A 12784-nucleotide genomic window follows, 5' to 3' on the forward strand; every position below is an offset into this window, starting at 1 on the left:
CGAAATGGTTCGGCCAGACCATTGGACGCGTTCGGAGCACTGCTGTCATCGAAAAGGTCGAAAGAACGCCCGTATCTCAGCCGCTAGCAGGTCCGGTTTCTCCAGCGCGGCGAAATGCCCGCCAGCTGGCATTTCGGTCCAGCGTTGTACGTCGAAGACCCGCTCCACCCAGGAACGCGGCGGCATGGCGATCTCGCGGGGAAACACCGATACGCCAAGCGGTGGTTTGACGCGCTCACTCTGCTCGAACACGAGAGGGCGCAGCCGGTTTTCCTTGTAGAGCCTGAGCGATCCGGTGAGGGAATCACCGAACCAATAGAGCGAAATATCGGTCAGCAGGTCGTCGAGCGGGATCGCGCTTTCGAGGTTTCCATCGCAGTCGGTCCAGGACCTGAACTTCTCCGTCATCCAGGCCGCGAGCCCGATGGGAGAATCCGTCAGCGAGAACGACAGGGTCTGTGGTTTGGTGCCTTGGAGGGCGGCATAGGCTCCCTCCTGCGCGGACCATTGCGCGACGTGATCGAGATACGCCTGTTCCTGGAGTGTGACGGGCGCGGTGTCGGCAGATGTCGGGGGGCGGTAACTGCCTGGGATGAAGTTCAGATGGATGCCGCGGACGACGTCCGGAAACAGCCGTGCCAGCCAGACGGATACCCCTGCACCGATGTCGCCGCCCTGCGCGGCGAACTTGTGATAGCCGAGCTCGGCCATGAGCTTGCGCCACAGCAAAGCGATTTCCCGCGAGCTGATGCCCCCTCTCGCCGGCGCAGGTGAGAAGCCGTAGCCGGGCAGAGATGGCACGACGACATGGAAGGCATCGGCAGGATCGCCGCCATGTGCGCCCGGGTCGGCGAGCAGCGAGATCAGTTCTTCCATCTCGACGAACGATCCCGGCCAGCCATGCGTGATGACGATGGGTATCGGGCTGGGGCCAACGCCACGCCGATGTACGAAATGGATGTCCTGATCGTCGATCGTGGCCATGAACTGCGGCAGTCGGTTTAGCCGTCGTTCCTGTAGCCTCCAGTCGAACCGGTTCTGCCAATGATCGGCGAGGCGGCGCATGAACGCGAGGCTTGCGCCATCGTCCCAGCTTTCGTCGTCGATCGAGCCCGGCCAGCGCGTCGCGGACAGTCGGTTCTGTAGGTCTTCGAGCGCAGCGTCCGGCACGTCTATCGTGAATGAAACGGGCGGCATGACTGTCTCCAAGCTCTGAGCGTCTCTATCCTGACTGCGGCTTAGACGCGACGGCCGCTCGCTTGCGGTTTCTTCCGGCTTAGCAGACGGATCGGGCCATTGCTTGTTCTCCGCCTCGCCAAGGATCGGGCGCGCGGACCTAACGGCTGCTTCGACGAAGAACCACGCACGTCCGCGATCGGGGCAACGCGAGATCGCTTGCGCCGCTAGCCACCGTAGCGTTCGGTTTTGATAACGGAGGCGTCCAGGCCGGCCAGCAGCGCGCCCTCGGTCGCGATGTTGACGAAACCGTTGGACCCGCAAACGAAGACGTGGCTGAGCGTTTGCTGGAGCCGGGCCACGATGTCCTGCACCATCACGCCGTCGATCCGTCGCCCGAAGTCCGATGGGCGGATCGGTTCTTCACGCGTGATCGCCAATGCCAGGACGAATGCTGCGTCGCGGGTCTCTGTGGCATGAAGCTCGTCCGAAAAGAGAACGTCTGCAGCGGTCCGTGCGGACAGGAGCAGCGCCGTTGGCACCGCCGGGGACTGTGTGCGGCGTTGTCGGATCATGGCCATCAACGGCGCGAGGCCGGAGCCGGCCCCGATCAACAACACCGCGTCCACGGCAGGGGCATGGGCAGAGGCAGGGGCGGGCCACAGGAAATGGCCGCCAAGCGGACCACGAAGCTCGATTTCGTCGCCAACCGCCGCGACATCGTGAAAGAACGACGAGACTTCGCCATCCGGCAGGCGCTCGATCGCGAGTTCGATGATCGGGGACGAAATTGTCGCCGACGCGATCGAGTAGCTGCGCATCGCGCTGTAGCCATCGGGCGCGGTCAGTCGGACATCGACGTGCTGCCCCGCGATGTGCGCGAACGGTTCACGCAACCGCAGGAAGACGCTCTTGATGCTCGGTGTCTGCTGGACGATGTCCTCGATCGTGCACGACTGCCACGGCACGGTTTGCGCGCCGCCCTCAGTCATTGGTGTATCGCTGCTCGCGCCACGGATCGCCGTAGATATGGTAGCCATGCCCCTCCCAGAATCCCGGCTCGTCGCGCGTCGTGAATTGCAGCGCATTCACCCATTTGGCCGACTTCCAGAAGTAGAGATGCGGGACGAGAAGTCGCGCCGGCCCTCCGTGGTCGCGCGAAAGCGGCTTTCCCCCATAGGTGAGCGCGACCATCGCCTTGCCCGATAAAAGATCCGCCAGCGGCACGTTGGTCGAATACTTATCGTAGCAGTGCGCCAGCACGAAATCGGTGGGCTGATCGAGCCCGGCATCGGCGAGGATGTCTTCGACGAGTACGCCCTCCCAGGCGGTATCCAGCTTGGACCAGGAGGTGACGCAGTGAATGTCCTTGGTCACCTTCGTCTTCGGCAGCGCGTTGAACTCGCTCCAGTTCCAGACTTTTACGGGCTTTGGACCGATCTTGACGGTGAAGTTCCAGTCGGATGGCTCCACGTGCGGCGTGGGGCCGGCTGACAGGACGGGGAAATCGTCCACGAGGTGCTGGCCTGGTGGAATCCGGTTCGACTGATCCCCGCCCGAGCCGCGGCCCGTAAATCCTCTTGTGACCATTGCGAATCCCCTTGCTTGTCACGACGGGTTGAAACTGGCTTGGATTTGAGATCTCTTGAAGACTCTCAGCATCCGCAACCGGTCAATCGATCGTCTGCCAAATATATGCCGAGTTCTGTATCAGAATAGCGATGATATCGTCCGCTGCGAAGCGTGGTGATTGCATGGGGACTATAGCGCCAGGCGAGCCTGATTTTCTAATACCCTGTTGCTATAGTTTCTATAGCATCGCAACACCGCGCCCGCATATAGGTTTCGATCCCGCTCGACGTGCCCGCTGCCTCGATTTCGTCGTCCTCGACATACGCGAAGCGGTCGGCGGGTTTTCCGGTACGGGCGACGACCGTACCGGCGGTGTACCGTGCCGACGGCCTACAACGCCGTGACATGCGGTGTCGAAAGGCGATACGCTGCATCTCACACGGATCGCGCCCAATGTTGTCATGCGTCGCATCCCCTGTTGCTGTCGGAGAGATAGGTGCCCAAGTGGCTAGTCTTTGGAAGTGTACTCAAACGTATTGTCGGCCGTGTGGCGTAGATTTTTGGATCGTTTTCGTAGCTAATATGCCAGGATCGGCGATGTGAAATAGCGGTGGGTATGAAAACTATGCTTCCTCGTTATTGGGAATACTATGCCGACCCCGCCATAGTTCGGGTTGTAGCAGCGTCTCAATGCCAGTCCAATTCGGAAGACCTTTCGATCTGATCGATCAGGGCATCGGGGCGCGGCAATCTGGAGATACCTGATGAAAGCAGTTGGTTACAAGCTTCCTGGCCCCATCGCCGAGGATGCCGCGCTGGTCGACATCGATCTGCTCAGGCCCGTCGCTACAGGATACGACATCCTGGTCGAGGTGAAGGCCGTCTCGGTCAATCCAGTCGACTACAAGATTCGCAGCAGCACGGCGCCCGCCGATGGCGACTGGAAGGTGCTGGGATGGGATGCCGCCGGGATCGTGCGTGAGGTCGGCCCCGATGTGACGCAATTCGCGACAGGCGACGAGGTCTATTACGCCGGATCGCTTCTGAGGTCGGGCACCAATGCCGAGTTCCATCTCGTCGATGCCCGGATCGTCGGTTGCAAACCCGCGTCGCTCGACTGGGCGGAAGCGGCGGCGCTGCCGCTGACGGCGTTGGCGGCGTGGGAAGCGATGTTCGATCGCCTGGACGTGGCGAAGCCCGTTCCCGGCGCGGCGCCAGCGATCCTCATCGTCGGTGGCGCGGGCGGGGTCGGCTCGATCGCCATCCAGATCGCGCGACAGTGTACGGACCTCATCGTTATTGCCACGGCCTCTCGACCGGAAACCGAGGAATGGGTGAGGGGGCTCGGCGCGCATCACGTCATCGACCATTCCCGTCCGCTCGCCGCGCAGGTGGCCGCGCTCGGCATCGGCGCGCCCGCGTTCGTCTTTTCGATCACGCATACCGAGCAGCATGTCGCCGACATCGCCGAACTGATCGCCCCGCAAGGACGGTTCGCGCTGATCGACGATCCTGTCGCCCTCGATATCATGCTGTTCAAGCGCAAGGCGGTGTCGATCCATCATGAGTTGATGTTCACACGGTCGATCTACGGCACGCCCGACATGCATGAGCAGGGCGAGATCCTCGATGCGCTGGCCGTTCTGGTCGACGACGGCAAGATCCGCACGACGCTGACCCGGACCCTGTCGCCGATCAATGCCGCCAATCTGGAGACGGCGCATGCGCTGATCGAAAGCGGCGCGACGAGAGGCAAGATCGCGCTCGAAGGCTTCTGACGGCAACCGCCGCCAACATCGTTTCCAACCTCAGAATCGGAAAAACCCATGGCCAAATCCATCGCCACCGCATCGATCAACCGCGAAACCGCGGTCGCCCTCATCGACGCGGCGATCGCCGCAGCCCGCGCGATCGGCATCCCGGCTGCCGTCGCCGTCGTCGACGCCACCGGGTATCTGCGCGCGTTCGAGCGCACCGACGATGCGCCGTTCCTCACCGTCGACGTCGCCATCGACAAGGCCTGGAGTTCCGCCTCGTTCGGGTTCCCGACGCACGTCTGGAACGACTATGTGACCAACGATCCGAAGGTGGCGCCGCTGGCCTATCGCCCGCGGATGGTGGCGGTCGGCGGCGGATATCCGATCCTGGAGGACGGGAAGTTGATCGGTGGGATCGGCATCTCCGGGGGTAATTATCAGCAGGATCAGGATGCCTGCGTCGCGGCACTCGAGAAAATCGGGTTCGAGCTACCGGCCTGACGACCGTCAAGCCGACGATCCGCATCGTAATTGGAGCAGCATATGAGCATCGACCAAAGCCAAGCCCCCGAGCTGCGGGTGCGGAAATGGATCGGCCACGATGGAAACGCGATCGCGCCCCTTGTGCTGTCGGATATCGGGACCGGCCCGAAGATCCTGTTCGCCTTCCAGCATTGGTGCCCCGGTTGCCATCTCCACGGGTTTCCCACGCTACAAAAACTACATCGCGCATTAAGCCCGAGGGACGTGGGGTTTGCGGTGATCCAGACCGTCTTCGAAGGCGCGGACGAGAACACATTCGAGACGTTGCGCGTGAACCAGCGCAAATATGACCTTCCCCTCGCTTTCGGTCACGATGAGCCACCGACCGGGCAGACGCTTCCGACGTTCATGGAAGACTACCGCACGCGAGGAACACCCTGGTTCACCGTTATCGATGCAAACGGCCGCATCATCGTCTCGGATTTCCATCTCGATGCGGACACGCTCATCGCGGACTTGAGTCAGGCATAGCTTATGCAGCGAGGGCTCATCCTGACTGCTAGATTTGGGCGGTTCAATCGTCCCGCATGCGATCAGGAAATCTCATGCCAGACGCAGCGCACCCCGGTATCGTGTTCAGCCACACGATCTACGTGCTTGGCCACGGCCTCCTTTGCGGCATCGAAGCGTCTATGATCCGTGCCCACAAGCCGGAGCGACAAGCTATCGCCATCGGCTGTCATGATAAGCTGGCCACCGGGAAGCTCGATTTCCGCGGTCAGCGCATCGTAGCGAACCGGATAAGTGTGCACCCACGCCTTGGCGATCTCGGTAAGATAACGGCTGCTATCGATGGTGGCGATGCGTGCTTCGGCTTCGAACATGAAGTGCTCCCGTAGACTGTGTGCTTCGATTAAAATCGCGAAATTTCTCGAGATACGCGTCGTGTCACAGATCAAAGGCGGATCACGCTATGATCGCCGTCACGCGAATTTCGATACGCATGGTGGGAAGCCCCAGCGCTTCGACCCCCAGTTGGGTCCAGATCGGCGCGCGGTCGGGCATGTAGTAGCGGAATAGCCTGGCCATCGTCTCGTTGATGGCGGGAGGGAAGCCGCCGACGTGGTAGGAATTGACGTGGACGACGTGCTGCCAGCTTGCCCCGGCTGTCGCGAGCGTCCGTTCGACGTTCTCGAACGCCTGCGCGATCTCGTCCTCGATCGACTCCGGAATGACGAGATCGTCGTTCCAGCCGCCTTGTCCGGAAATCTCCACGCGGTCGCCGATGCGCATCGCCTGGGAGTAATGCAGCGCGTCATGCAGGCGCGTCCCGTAGCCGGGGGTTATGAAGAACGACGGTGTCGTCATGGGTTTGCCCTTGATGAGATGAACGGCGTTCGGGACTGGCGGCGATGGCCGGGGCTAGACTCTATTCCACGTCTTCGACGATGAGGTCGCGGCCGTTGAACTGTACGGTTTCCCCGGCCCGGGCGCCTTCGATCGCTTCGAAGATCGGCGCCATCGTCGAAATGCCCATCACTTCCCGACCCTGACAGGTGAACCGGCTGGTCGACACCGCGATCGCAAAGTAGCGGCCGGACAGCTTGACGACAGCACCTTCCTCGACGGTCGACTTGGGGCCGAAATCGATCATCCTGAGCTTGTCGATCTTGTCGGCGTAATCGTGCAGCGTGTCGTCGAGCGCTTCGGCGAGGTCGCTGGCGATTTCGGCCTGCGCCAGTTCGTCGTTCTCGACCGGTTCGCTTTGATCGACCTTGGCGGTGAAGACATAGTCGAGGTAGTTTTCCCGGGCACTCTGCAGGGCTGCCGTCTCCAGCGAGAGCATCGTGTCTCGGATGTGAGCCTTGTTCCAGTCCATGATGACGTCCTTGCGTTATGGTGCTTCGATAGTTCGGTGGACAAGTGGTCCGGCGACGCCGCTATTCGTCGCTGATGACGTCTTCGCCCTGGTAGGGAACGCGGATCAGCCGGGGATCCCGGATGATGCTCGTGACGAGCCAGACATAGTCCTGCTCGGCGGTGTCGAAGCCGAGAATGCTGAAACCGCCGCCGAACGGGCATGACGGGAAGTCGGGAAAGCCCTCCCGCAGAACGTAGCGCTCGGGATCGCGGTGGAACTCGTCCTTGAAGACCTTGCGCAGTCCGTGCTTGGTCGGCGCATCCCGGTCGCGTGCCGCCACCGTTTCCCGATCCGCGACGAGCCGCTCAGACAGGTCGCGGGGACAGATTTCGTGGAACACGTCGAACGCGTCGATCAACAGGCCACGGTGCCCGGTCGCCGGGTCGGTGATCGCGTAGATGTTGGAGGCGTCTTCGCCGTCCTCGCCGCTTTCGAGGCGCAACGCTGCGTCGACGCGAATGGTGCAGGCTTCGATGGTCGATCCGAGTTCGAGATCGACGAGAGTGCTGTCCTTGACGCGGTACTCGTGGTCGTAGCCCTTGGCGACGAACGCCTGCACCGCTTCGAGAACGTCGGTCAGTGGGGTCGTCATAGCCACTTGGCCTTCTTGAAGCGCACGAAGAGCAACACGCAGAACACTGCGATCACGCCGAGCACGATGAAGTATCCGTAGGTCGCGTCCAGCTCCGGCATGTTCTTGAAGTTCATGCCGTATATGCCGGCGATTGCGGTCGGGACCGCGAGTATCGCCGCCCACGCCGCCAGTTGGCGGGTGATCACGCCCATCCGTTGCGCCTCCAGGAGGCTGCTCGCCTCGAAGACCGTGGACAGGACGTGGAGAAGGCCGTCTACCATCGACTGGACACGGTGGAGATGGTCCGCGACGTCGCTGAAATAGGGTGTCACGTCGGCGCTGATGCAGGGGAAATGGCCGCGAACCAGCTTTCCCACCAACTCCCCCATGGCGCCGAGCGTGCGCTGGAACCGCGTGAGTTCGGATCTCAGTTCGAAGATGCGGACGACGTCCTCCCGCTCTAGGAAGTCGTCGAGCGACCGTCTCTCCATCGCCAGGACATCGTCCTCGATCATCTCGAAGATCGGCAGATACTGGTCGACGATGCGGTGCAGGATGGCGTGCAGGATATAGTCGACACCCTTTCGGGACAAGGTGGTCGATCCCTCGAGTTGCGCGCGAAGATTGCCCAGCGCGCCCGCGGTGCCGTGCCGTACGGTGATGAGATGATTGTGACCGGTGAAGATCGCCATCTTGCCGTAGATGATCCGATCGCCCACCAGCGCCGCGGTCTGCGCGACGATGTAGAGTTCATCATTGTAGACTTCGAGCTTGGGCGGGCACAGCGGATGCATCGCGTTGTCGATCGCCAACGGATGGAGGTTGTAGGTCGCCTGGATCGCGGCAAGTTCGTCGTCGGTGGGCTCGCCGAGCGCGATCCAGCAAAAGCCCGTGCGATCCTCGCCCAGTTCGATGCTTTCATCGAGCGCGATCGCCCGGACCCGCTTGCCTTCGTGGTAATAATAGGCGGCAATCACGCTCATGCCGGCTTCGCGGGGATATGCAGTCCGCGCTGCACCGCGGGTCGCGCCAGCGCGCGGTCGAGCCACGCCTGGACGTTCGCATAGTCGTCGAGGCCGAGTATGGCACCGGCAGCGTAGAACGCCCCAAGCGCATTCACCCAGCCGATCGTCGCGATGTCCGCAATCGAATAGTCGTCGACGATCCAGTCGCGGTTTTCCAACTGGCGATCCAGGACCCCGAGAAGACGCTTGGTCTCGTCGACGAAGCGCTGTCGAGGCCGCTTGTCCTCGAAATCCTTGCCGCCAAATCGCAGGAAGAAGCCGAGTTGACCGAATATCGGGCCGATCGCCGACATCTGGAAGAAGACCCAGGCAAGCGTATCGTACCGTCGGGCAGGGTCGACGGGCATGAACTGGCCTGTCTTTTCGGCGAGGTAGAGAAGGATCGCGCCGGATTCCCATAGTGCCAGGGGGTTGCCGTCAGGCCCCGCCGGATCGATGATCGCCGGGATGCGGCCGTTCGGATTGAGCGCCACGAACGCCGGATCTTTCGACTCGTTGTTCGAGATGTCTACGAAGTGCGGCTCGTACGCGGCGGCGGTTTCCTCCAGCATGATCGAGACCTTGACGCCGTTGGGGGTGGGCGTGGCGTAGAGTTGGATGCGATCGGGATGCGATGCCGGCCAGCGTTGCGTGATCGGGAAGGACGAAAGGTCGGTCATAATCTGCGATCCTGGTGCTGCGGTCATGGAGGATTGCGCGCCAGACCGGCGCTGCGCGGTGGTGACGTCTATTCCGCTGCGATCCCAGCCGCGGGCCGCGCATCGTCATCCGTCTGGCGCTTCGGAAGCACCCAGCCGGGACGCACGAAGTGGCAAGTGTAGCCGTTCGGCCGCGTCTCCAGATAATCCTGATGGTCCGGCTCGGCTTCCCAGAATTCGCCGACCGGCACGACTTCGGTGACTACCTTGCCATTCCACAGCCCGGAGGCATCGACATCGGCGATGGTGTCCTCGGCAACGCGCTTCTGCGCGTCGTCGACGTAATAGATGCCCGACCGGTAGGAGAGCCCCATGTCGTTGCCCTGGCGGTTCTTGGTGGTGGGATCGTGGATCTGGAAGAAGAATTCGAGGATGGCCCGGTAGCTCGTCACCGCCGGGTCGAAGACGATCTCGATCCCCTCGGCATGCGTGCCGTGGTTGCGATAGGTGGCGTTCGGAATATCGCCGCCGGTATAGCCGACGCGGGTCGAGACGATGCCGGGCCGCTTGCGGATCAGATCCTGCATGCCCCAGAAGCATCCACCCGCGAGAATGGCGCGCTCATGCATATTAAGCCTCCTCTGCCTGATCGAGATATTCGCCGTAGCCTTCGCTCTCCATCCCATCGCGTGGGATGAAGCGAAGCGACGCCGAGTTGATGCAATAGCGCAGGCCACCGCGGTCGGCGGGACCGTCCGGGAACACGTGGCCGAGATGGCTGTCGGCATGCACCGACCTCACCTCGGTCCGGACCGTCCCGTGCGTGGTATCGCGCACCTCGTTCACGTTTGCGGGCACGATCGGCTTGGTAAAGCTCGGCCAGCCGGAGCCTGACTCGTATTTGTCGGTCGAGGCGAACAGCGGTTCGCCCGATACGACGTCGACGTAGATACCGGGCTCCTTGTTGCCGTCATACTCTCCGGTGAAGGGCTGCTCGGTACCCGAATCCTGCGTAACCCTGCGTTGCTCCGGGGTCAGCCGATCGACCGCATCCTGCGACTTTTCAAAATTCATGATAGTCTCCGATACTTATCTTGGAGGACCAGGCGTGCTTCAGCATATTTATCGTTCACCGCGTAAGCTATTGCAGCGCTATTTTGATTTGGCCAATACGTTGTGCGTATAGTTTCAATAGCGTTGCAGTCTTTCGCGTTGTGGTCGAGTCCCACGCGTGTATTGCTGACAGTTGCGCGATCACGATTTTTCAACCCAGATGATAAAGCGATTTGGCGCTGTCACACTCGCGCGTTTGGACGCTATCCTGCACGGCATGAACACCACCCGGCTGCAGCCTAATCCTGAAGCCAAAGCCGTCGTCGCGGCTCTAGGTTTCGCGTCCGTCTACGATGATTTCGTCGCCCGATTGCAAAGCCTGAACGTGGGAAAACTGGCGCCTCGCGTCGACGAGGCGTTCCCGGACTTCTCGCTGCCCGACGCGTCGGGACGCTACCGTTCGCTCGAGCAGTTGCGGGACGGAGGGCCGCTCGTCATCAGCTTCAATCGCGGACTTTGGTGCCCGTTCTGCGTGCATGAGCTGCAGTCCTGGGCTGCTGCCTTGCCCGCCCTTGAAAATGCTGGCGGGAGGCTGATCGTCGTGGCGGGAGAGACCGGCGAAGGCGCGTCCGCCATACAGGACATGATCGGACCGAGCGCGACGCTGCTCTGCGACGTCGATCACGGGGCGGCGCTGGCCTGCGGATTGGCGTTCCCGGTAGGCGACGAGATGAAGCGGCGGTATCTGGCGATTGGGCTCGATCTTGCGGCAACATATGGCAGCGATGGAGGCTTCCTGCCGATCCCGGCAACGTTCGTCGTCGGCGAGGATGGCATCATCCGCTACGCCCATGTCGACGCCGACTTTCGCCTGCGTCCCGATCCACTGGACATCGTCGCGTTTCTAACGGCGATGCACTGAGCGCGCCAACGGCGTGGTGAGCTTAGGACACGTCCTTGCGCCTGGGCTCAAGTGGCAGCCGCCGCCCAGCTACGCGCGCGGGAGGCGCGCACGAAGGCATCGGCGGCGATGCTGCGCTTACGACCCGCCACCGCGCCTAGTACGACGTCACGCCTGACCTCGACGTCGGCAAATGTGAAGGCGCACAAGCGCTCGTCATCCCGAGGCCGCGGAATGAAGGCACTGCCCAACCCGGAGACCACCAATTGCTTCACCTGGGCCATACCGATCGCGCGGTGCCGCACGATCGGCACGAAGCCATGCGAGGCAGCGAGAGTCTTGAGCCGCGCGCATCCGTTGCCCTCGTGATCGATCCACGACTCCTCGCGCACCGAAAGCAGCGGCGGCATCCCGCCTCCGGCGAGCGGATGATCCGCACGCGTGACCATATGATAGCTGTGGTCGAACAGCGGCCAGACATCGAGGCGATCAGGCGTGTCGTCTGGCAGTTCGACGACAACCAGGTCCAGCGCACCGTTCATGGCGGCTTCGATCAAATCGTCCGGCGGCCCGCTCGACAGTGACAGTTCGAAACCGGGCAAGCAGTCGGCAAGCTCCTCCAGGATGCGGTCGAGCGTGTCCGATTCGATCGCGGCATCTACGCCAAGCGCAAGCGGCACCACGCCCGCCCTCTCGATGGACTTGGCGAATTGTATCGCGGCTTGCGCCGCCTCGAACGTGCGGTCGAGATGAGGCAGCATCTGACGTCCGAGATCGGTGAGGTGGGTGTGGCTGCACTCGCGGCGGAAGAGTTGTCCGCCAAATTCACTTTCGAGCTTCTGAATCGCGCGGGTCAGCGACGGTTGCGTCACGTCGCATTCTTCGGCCGCCCGCGTGAAGTTGAGCACCCGCGCCATTGCGAGGAAATACCTGATCTGCTGCATCTCCATGAAGCAATACTAGCACTTGATCCGGCAGGTGGCGATTCGAAGCGCATCGATCAGCGTATGGGTTATTGCCTCAGAGAAGAATGCCACCTTATCAAGAAGTTGATTGCCTCAGGCCATGTAACCGCACACCAATTGATGCCGTACGAATATTGTACAGGGATTGCCCACCGGCCCTGACGAAGGATCATGATCATGTGGGCGCCAGGGTGTTCCTGCAGCGGATCGAAGCGAGCAACAGCACGAGGGACGCGGCCAGCAAAACCGCATCCTTGAGGAGAAACTGTCCCGGTACGGCCGAAATGGCAGGAAAACCGCCCGCAGTCGGCTCCGCGACACCGGGGGTCGTGAAGAGAAAAGTCAGCGTGATCAGATACGTCGCCGCGGACATCAGTGCGCCGAGCGCAGACAGCATTGGACGAAATGCACCGAGGATCAGAATGGCTGCAGTCGATAGCTCCAGAACGCCGATGAAGTAGCTCTGCCCCTGGGTGCCCAACACGCCCAGCCATCCCATGATCGGGCTGTGTTCGATAAACGGAGCGATGCCGCCAGCCTCGTACGCCGTGAACTTCATCACGCCGAACCACAGAAACACGATCACGAGAGCCCATCTGAGAAGGGCGAGATCCTTCCGACCGCGCTCGGAGACGAAGAATTCGTAGCGGTCGAGAATATTCATCTGAAAATCCTAACATCAGGTCGCGCCGAGGTTCGATTGGTAATGGCAGGCTCGG

Annotated in this window: 17 protein-coding genes; 4 read left to right on the top strand and 13 right to left on the bottom strand. The window is 61.8% G+C overall.

The window, feature by feature from the left end; translation table 11 throughout:
- Positions 1 to 45: 45 nt before the first annotated feature.
- The 3 genes from IFR23_RS11625 to IFR23_RS11635 all read right to left on the bottom strand — a co-directional run bounded on the left by IFR23_RS11625 (position 46) and on the right by IFR23_RS11635 (position 2691).
- The gene (locus IFR23_RS11625; protein ID WP_192976047.1) at positions 46 to 1197 is read right to left on the bottom strand and encodes an epoxide hydrolase family protein; all 1152 of its coding nucleotides are present in this window, start codon (positions 1195 to 1197) and stop codon (positions 46 to 48) included.
- Positions 1198 to 1403: 206 nt separating this feature from the next.
- Positions 1404 to 2168 (bottom strand): ferredoxin reductase, encoded by a 765-nt coding sequence (locus tag IFR23_RS11630; protein ID WP_192976048.1) that lies wholly within the window; start codon positions 2166 to 2168, stop codon positions 1404 to 1406.
- Positions 2161 to 2691, bottom strand: a complete 531-nt coding sequence (locus IFR23_RS11635) for a molybdopterin-dependent oxidoreductase (RefSeq protein WP_446740906.1) — start codon at positions 2689 to 2691, stop codon at positions 2161 to 2163. The genes IFR23_RS11630 and IFR23_RS11635 overlap by 8 nt, the downstream gene beginning before the upstream one ends.
- 821 nt (positions 2692 to 3512) lie before the next feature.
- On the opposite strand from IFR23_RS11635, the gene IFR23_RS11640 reads away from it, so the two are divergent.
- From IFR23_RS11640 to IFR23_RS11650, 3 genes are read left to right on the top strand one after another with little or no spacing between them, the layout of a single operon-like run.
- Positions 3513 to 4526: a zinc-binding alcohol dehydrogenase family protein gene (locus tag IFR23_RS11640; RefSeq protein ID WP_192976050.1), complete on the top strand. Its 1014-nt coding sequence runs from the start codon at positions 3513 to 3515 to the stop codon at positions 4524 to 4526.
- A 48-nt stretch (positions 4527 to 4574) separates the two neighbouring features.
- Positions 4575 to 5006: a GlcG/HbpS family heme-binding protein gene (locus IFR23_RS11645; RefSeq protein ID WP_192976051.1), complete on the top strand. Its 432-nt coding sequence runs from the start codon at positions 4575 to 4577 to the stop codon at positions 5004 to 5006.
- A gap of 30 nt (positions 5007 to 5036) precedes the next feature.
- Positions 5037 to 5519, top strand: a complete 483-nt coding sequence (locus IFR23_RS11650) for a peroxiredoxin family protein (RefSeq protein WP_244655625.1) — start codon at positions 5037 to 5039, stop codon at positions 5517 to 5519.
- A gap of 62 nt (positions 5520 to 5581) precedes the next feature.
- Here the strand turns inward: IFR23_RS11650 and IFR23_RS11655 are convergent, their stop codons facing one another.
- The 8 genes from IFR23_RS11655 to msrB form a co-directional block, all read right to left on the bottom strand.
- Positions 5582 to 5872 carry a DUF2218 domain-containing protein gene (locus tag IFR23_RS11655; RefSeq protein ID WP_192976052.1) on the bottom strand — a complete coding sequence of 97 codons (291 nt, stop codon included), beginning with the start codon at positions 5870 to 5872 and terminating at the stop codon, positions 5582 to 5584.
- Between the two features lie 82 nt (positions 5873 to 5954).
- Entirely contained in the window at positions 5955 to 6356 is a 402-nt protein-coding gene (locus IFR23_RS11660) for a RidA family protein (RefSeq protein WP_192976053.1), read from the bottom strand.
- Positions 6357 to 6417: 61 nt separating this feature from the next.
- Complete coding sequence (locus IFR23_RS11665; protein ID WP_192976054.1) at positions 6418 to 6867, bottom strand: hypothetical protein; 450 nt, start codon at positions 6865 to 6867, stop codon at positions 6418 to 6420.
- A 61-nt stretch (positions 6868 to 6928) separates the two neighbouring features.
- Positions 6929 to 7501, bottom strand: a complete 573-nt coding sequence (locus IFR23_RS11670; RefSeq protein WP_192976055.1) for a hypothetical protein — start codon at positions 7499 to 7501, stop codon at positions 6929 to 6931.
- The gene (locus IFR23_RS11675) at positions 7498 to 8466 is read right to left on the bottom strand and encodes a magnesium and cobalt transport protein CorA (protein WP_192976126.1); all 969 of its coding nucleotides are present in this window, start codon (positions 8464 to 8466) and stop codon (positions 7498 to 7500) included. Before IFR23_RS11675 ends, IFR23_RS11670 begins: the two co-directional genes overlap by 4 nt.
- Entirely contained in the window at positions 8463 to 9167 is a 705-nt protein-coding gene (locus IFR23_RS11680; RefSeq protein ID WP_192976056.1) for a glutathione S-transferase N-terminal domain-containing protein, read from the bottom strand. Before IFR23_RS11680 ends, IFR23_RS11675 begins: the two co-directional genes overlap by 4 nt.
- 68 nt (positions 9168 to 9235) lie before the next feature.
- Positions 9236 to 9775: a peptide-methionine (S)-S-oxide reductase MsrA gene (msrA, locus tag IFR23_RS11685; protein WP_192239603.1), complete on the bottom strand. Its 540-nt coding sequence runs from the start codon at positions 9773 to 9775 to the stop codon at positions 9236 to 9238.
- Between the two features lies 1 nt (position 9776).
- Positions 9777 to 10220, bottom strand: a complete 444-nt coding sequence (gene msrB, locus IFR23_RS11690) for a peptide-methionine (R)-S-oxide reductase MsrB (protein WP_192976057.1) — start codon at positions 10218 to 10220, stop codon at positions 9777 to 9779.
- A gap of 256 nt (positions 10221 to 10476) precedes the next feature.
- On the opposite strand from msrB, the gene IFR23_RS11695 reads away from it, so the two are divergent.
- Positions 10477 to 11121 (top strand): peroxiredoxin-like family protein, encoded by a 645-nt coding sequence (locus IFR23_RS11695; RefSeq protein WP_192976058.1) that lies wholly within the window; start codon positions 10477 to 10479, stop codon positions 11119 to 11121.
- Positions 11122 to 11168: 47 nt separating this feature from the next.
- Here the strand turns inward: IFR23_RS11695 and IFR23_RS11700 are convergent, their stop codons facing one another.
- Both IFR23_RS11700 and IFR23_RS11705 read right to left on the bottom strand, forming a co-directional pair.
- Positions 11169 to 12050 carry a LysR family transcriptional regulator gene (locus tag IFR23_RS11700; protein ID WP_192976059.1) on the bottom strand — a complete coding sequence of 294 codons (882 nt, stop codon included), beginning with the start codon at positions 12048 to 12050 and terminating at the stop codon, positions 11169 to 11171.
- 190 nt (positions 12051 to 12240) lie between these two features.
- Positions 12241 to 12729 (bottom strand): YkgB family protein, encoded by a 489-nt coding sequence (locus IFR23_RS11705; protein ID WP_192976060.1) that lies wholly within the window; start codon positions 12727 to 12729, stop codon positions 12241 to 12243.
- Between the last annotated feature and the right edge of the window lie 55 nt (positions 12730 to 12784).

The sequence above is a fragment of the Sphingomonas sp. CFBP 13603 genome (assembly GCF_014892665.1).
In the GTDB taxonomy this organism is placed as follows: domain Bacteria; phylum Pseudomonadota; class Alphaproteobacteria; order Sphingomonadales; family Sphingomonadaceae; genus Sphingomonas.

Coding starts and splice junctions, on each gene's coding strand:
- IFR23_RS11625 (WP_192976047.1), bottom strand. CDS start 1,197: ATGCCGCCCGTTTCATTCACGATAGACGTGCCGGACGCTGCGCTCGAA.
- IFR23_RS11630 (WP_192976048.1), bottom strand. CDS start 2,168: ATGACTGAGGGCGGCGCGCAAACCGTGCCGTGGCAGTCGTGCACGATC.
- IFR23_RS11640 (WP_192976050.1), top strand. CDS start 3,513: ATGAAAGCAGTTGGTTACAAGCTTCCTGGCCCCATCGCCGAGGATGCC.
- IFR23_RS11645 (WP_192976051.1), top strand. CDS start 4,575: ATGGCCAAATCCATCGCCACCGCATCGATCAACCGCGAAACCGCGGTC.
- IFR23_RS11655 (WP_192976052.1), bottom strand. CDS start 5,872: ATGTTCGAAGCCGAAGCACGCATCGCCACCATCGATAGCAGCCGTTAT.
- IFR23_RS11660 (WP_192976053.1), bottom strand. CDS start 6,356: ATGACGACACCGTCGTTCTTCATAACCCCCGGCTACGGGACGCGCCTG.
- IFR23_RS11665 (WP_192976054.1), bottom strand. CDS start 6,867: ATGGACTGGAACAAGGCTCACATCCGAGACACGATGCTCTCGCTGGAG.
- IFR23_RS11670 (WP_192976055.1), bottom strand. CDS start 7,501: ATGACGACCCCACTGACCGACGTTCTCGAAGCGGTGCAGGCGTTCGTC.
- IFR23_RS11675 (WP_192976126.1), bottom strand. CDS start 8,466: ATGAGCGTGATTGCCGCCTATTATTACCACGAAGGCAAGCGGGTCCGG.
- IFR23_RS11680 (WP_192976056.1), bottom strand. CDS start 9,167: ATGACCGACCTTTCGTCCTTCCCGATCACGCAACGCTGGCCGGCATCG.
- msrA (WP_192239603.1), bottom strand. CDS start 9,775: ATGCATGAGCGCGCCATTCTCGCGGGTGGATGCTTCTGGGGCATGCAG.
- msrB (WP_192976057.1), bottom strand. CDS start 10,220: ATGAATTTTGAAAAGTCGCAGGATGCGGTCGATCGGCTGACCCCGGAG.
- IFR23_RS11695 (WP_192976058.1), top strand. CDS start 10,477: ATGAACACCACCCGGCTGCAGCCTAATCCTGAAGCCAAAGCCGTCGTC.
- IFR23_RS11700 (WP_192976059.1), bottom strand. CDS start 12,050: ATGGAGATGCAGCAGATCAGGTATTTCCTCGCAATGGCGCGGGTGCTC.
- IFR23_RS11705 (WP_192976060.1), bottom strand. CDS start 12,729: ATGAATATTCTCGACCGCTACGAATTCTTCGTCTCCGAGCGCGGTCGG.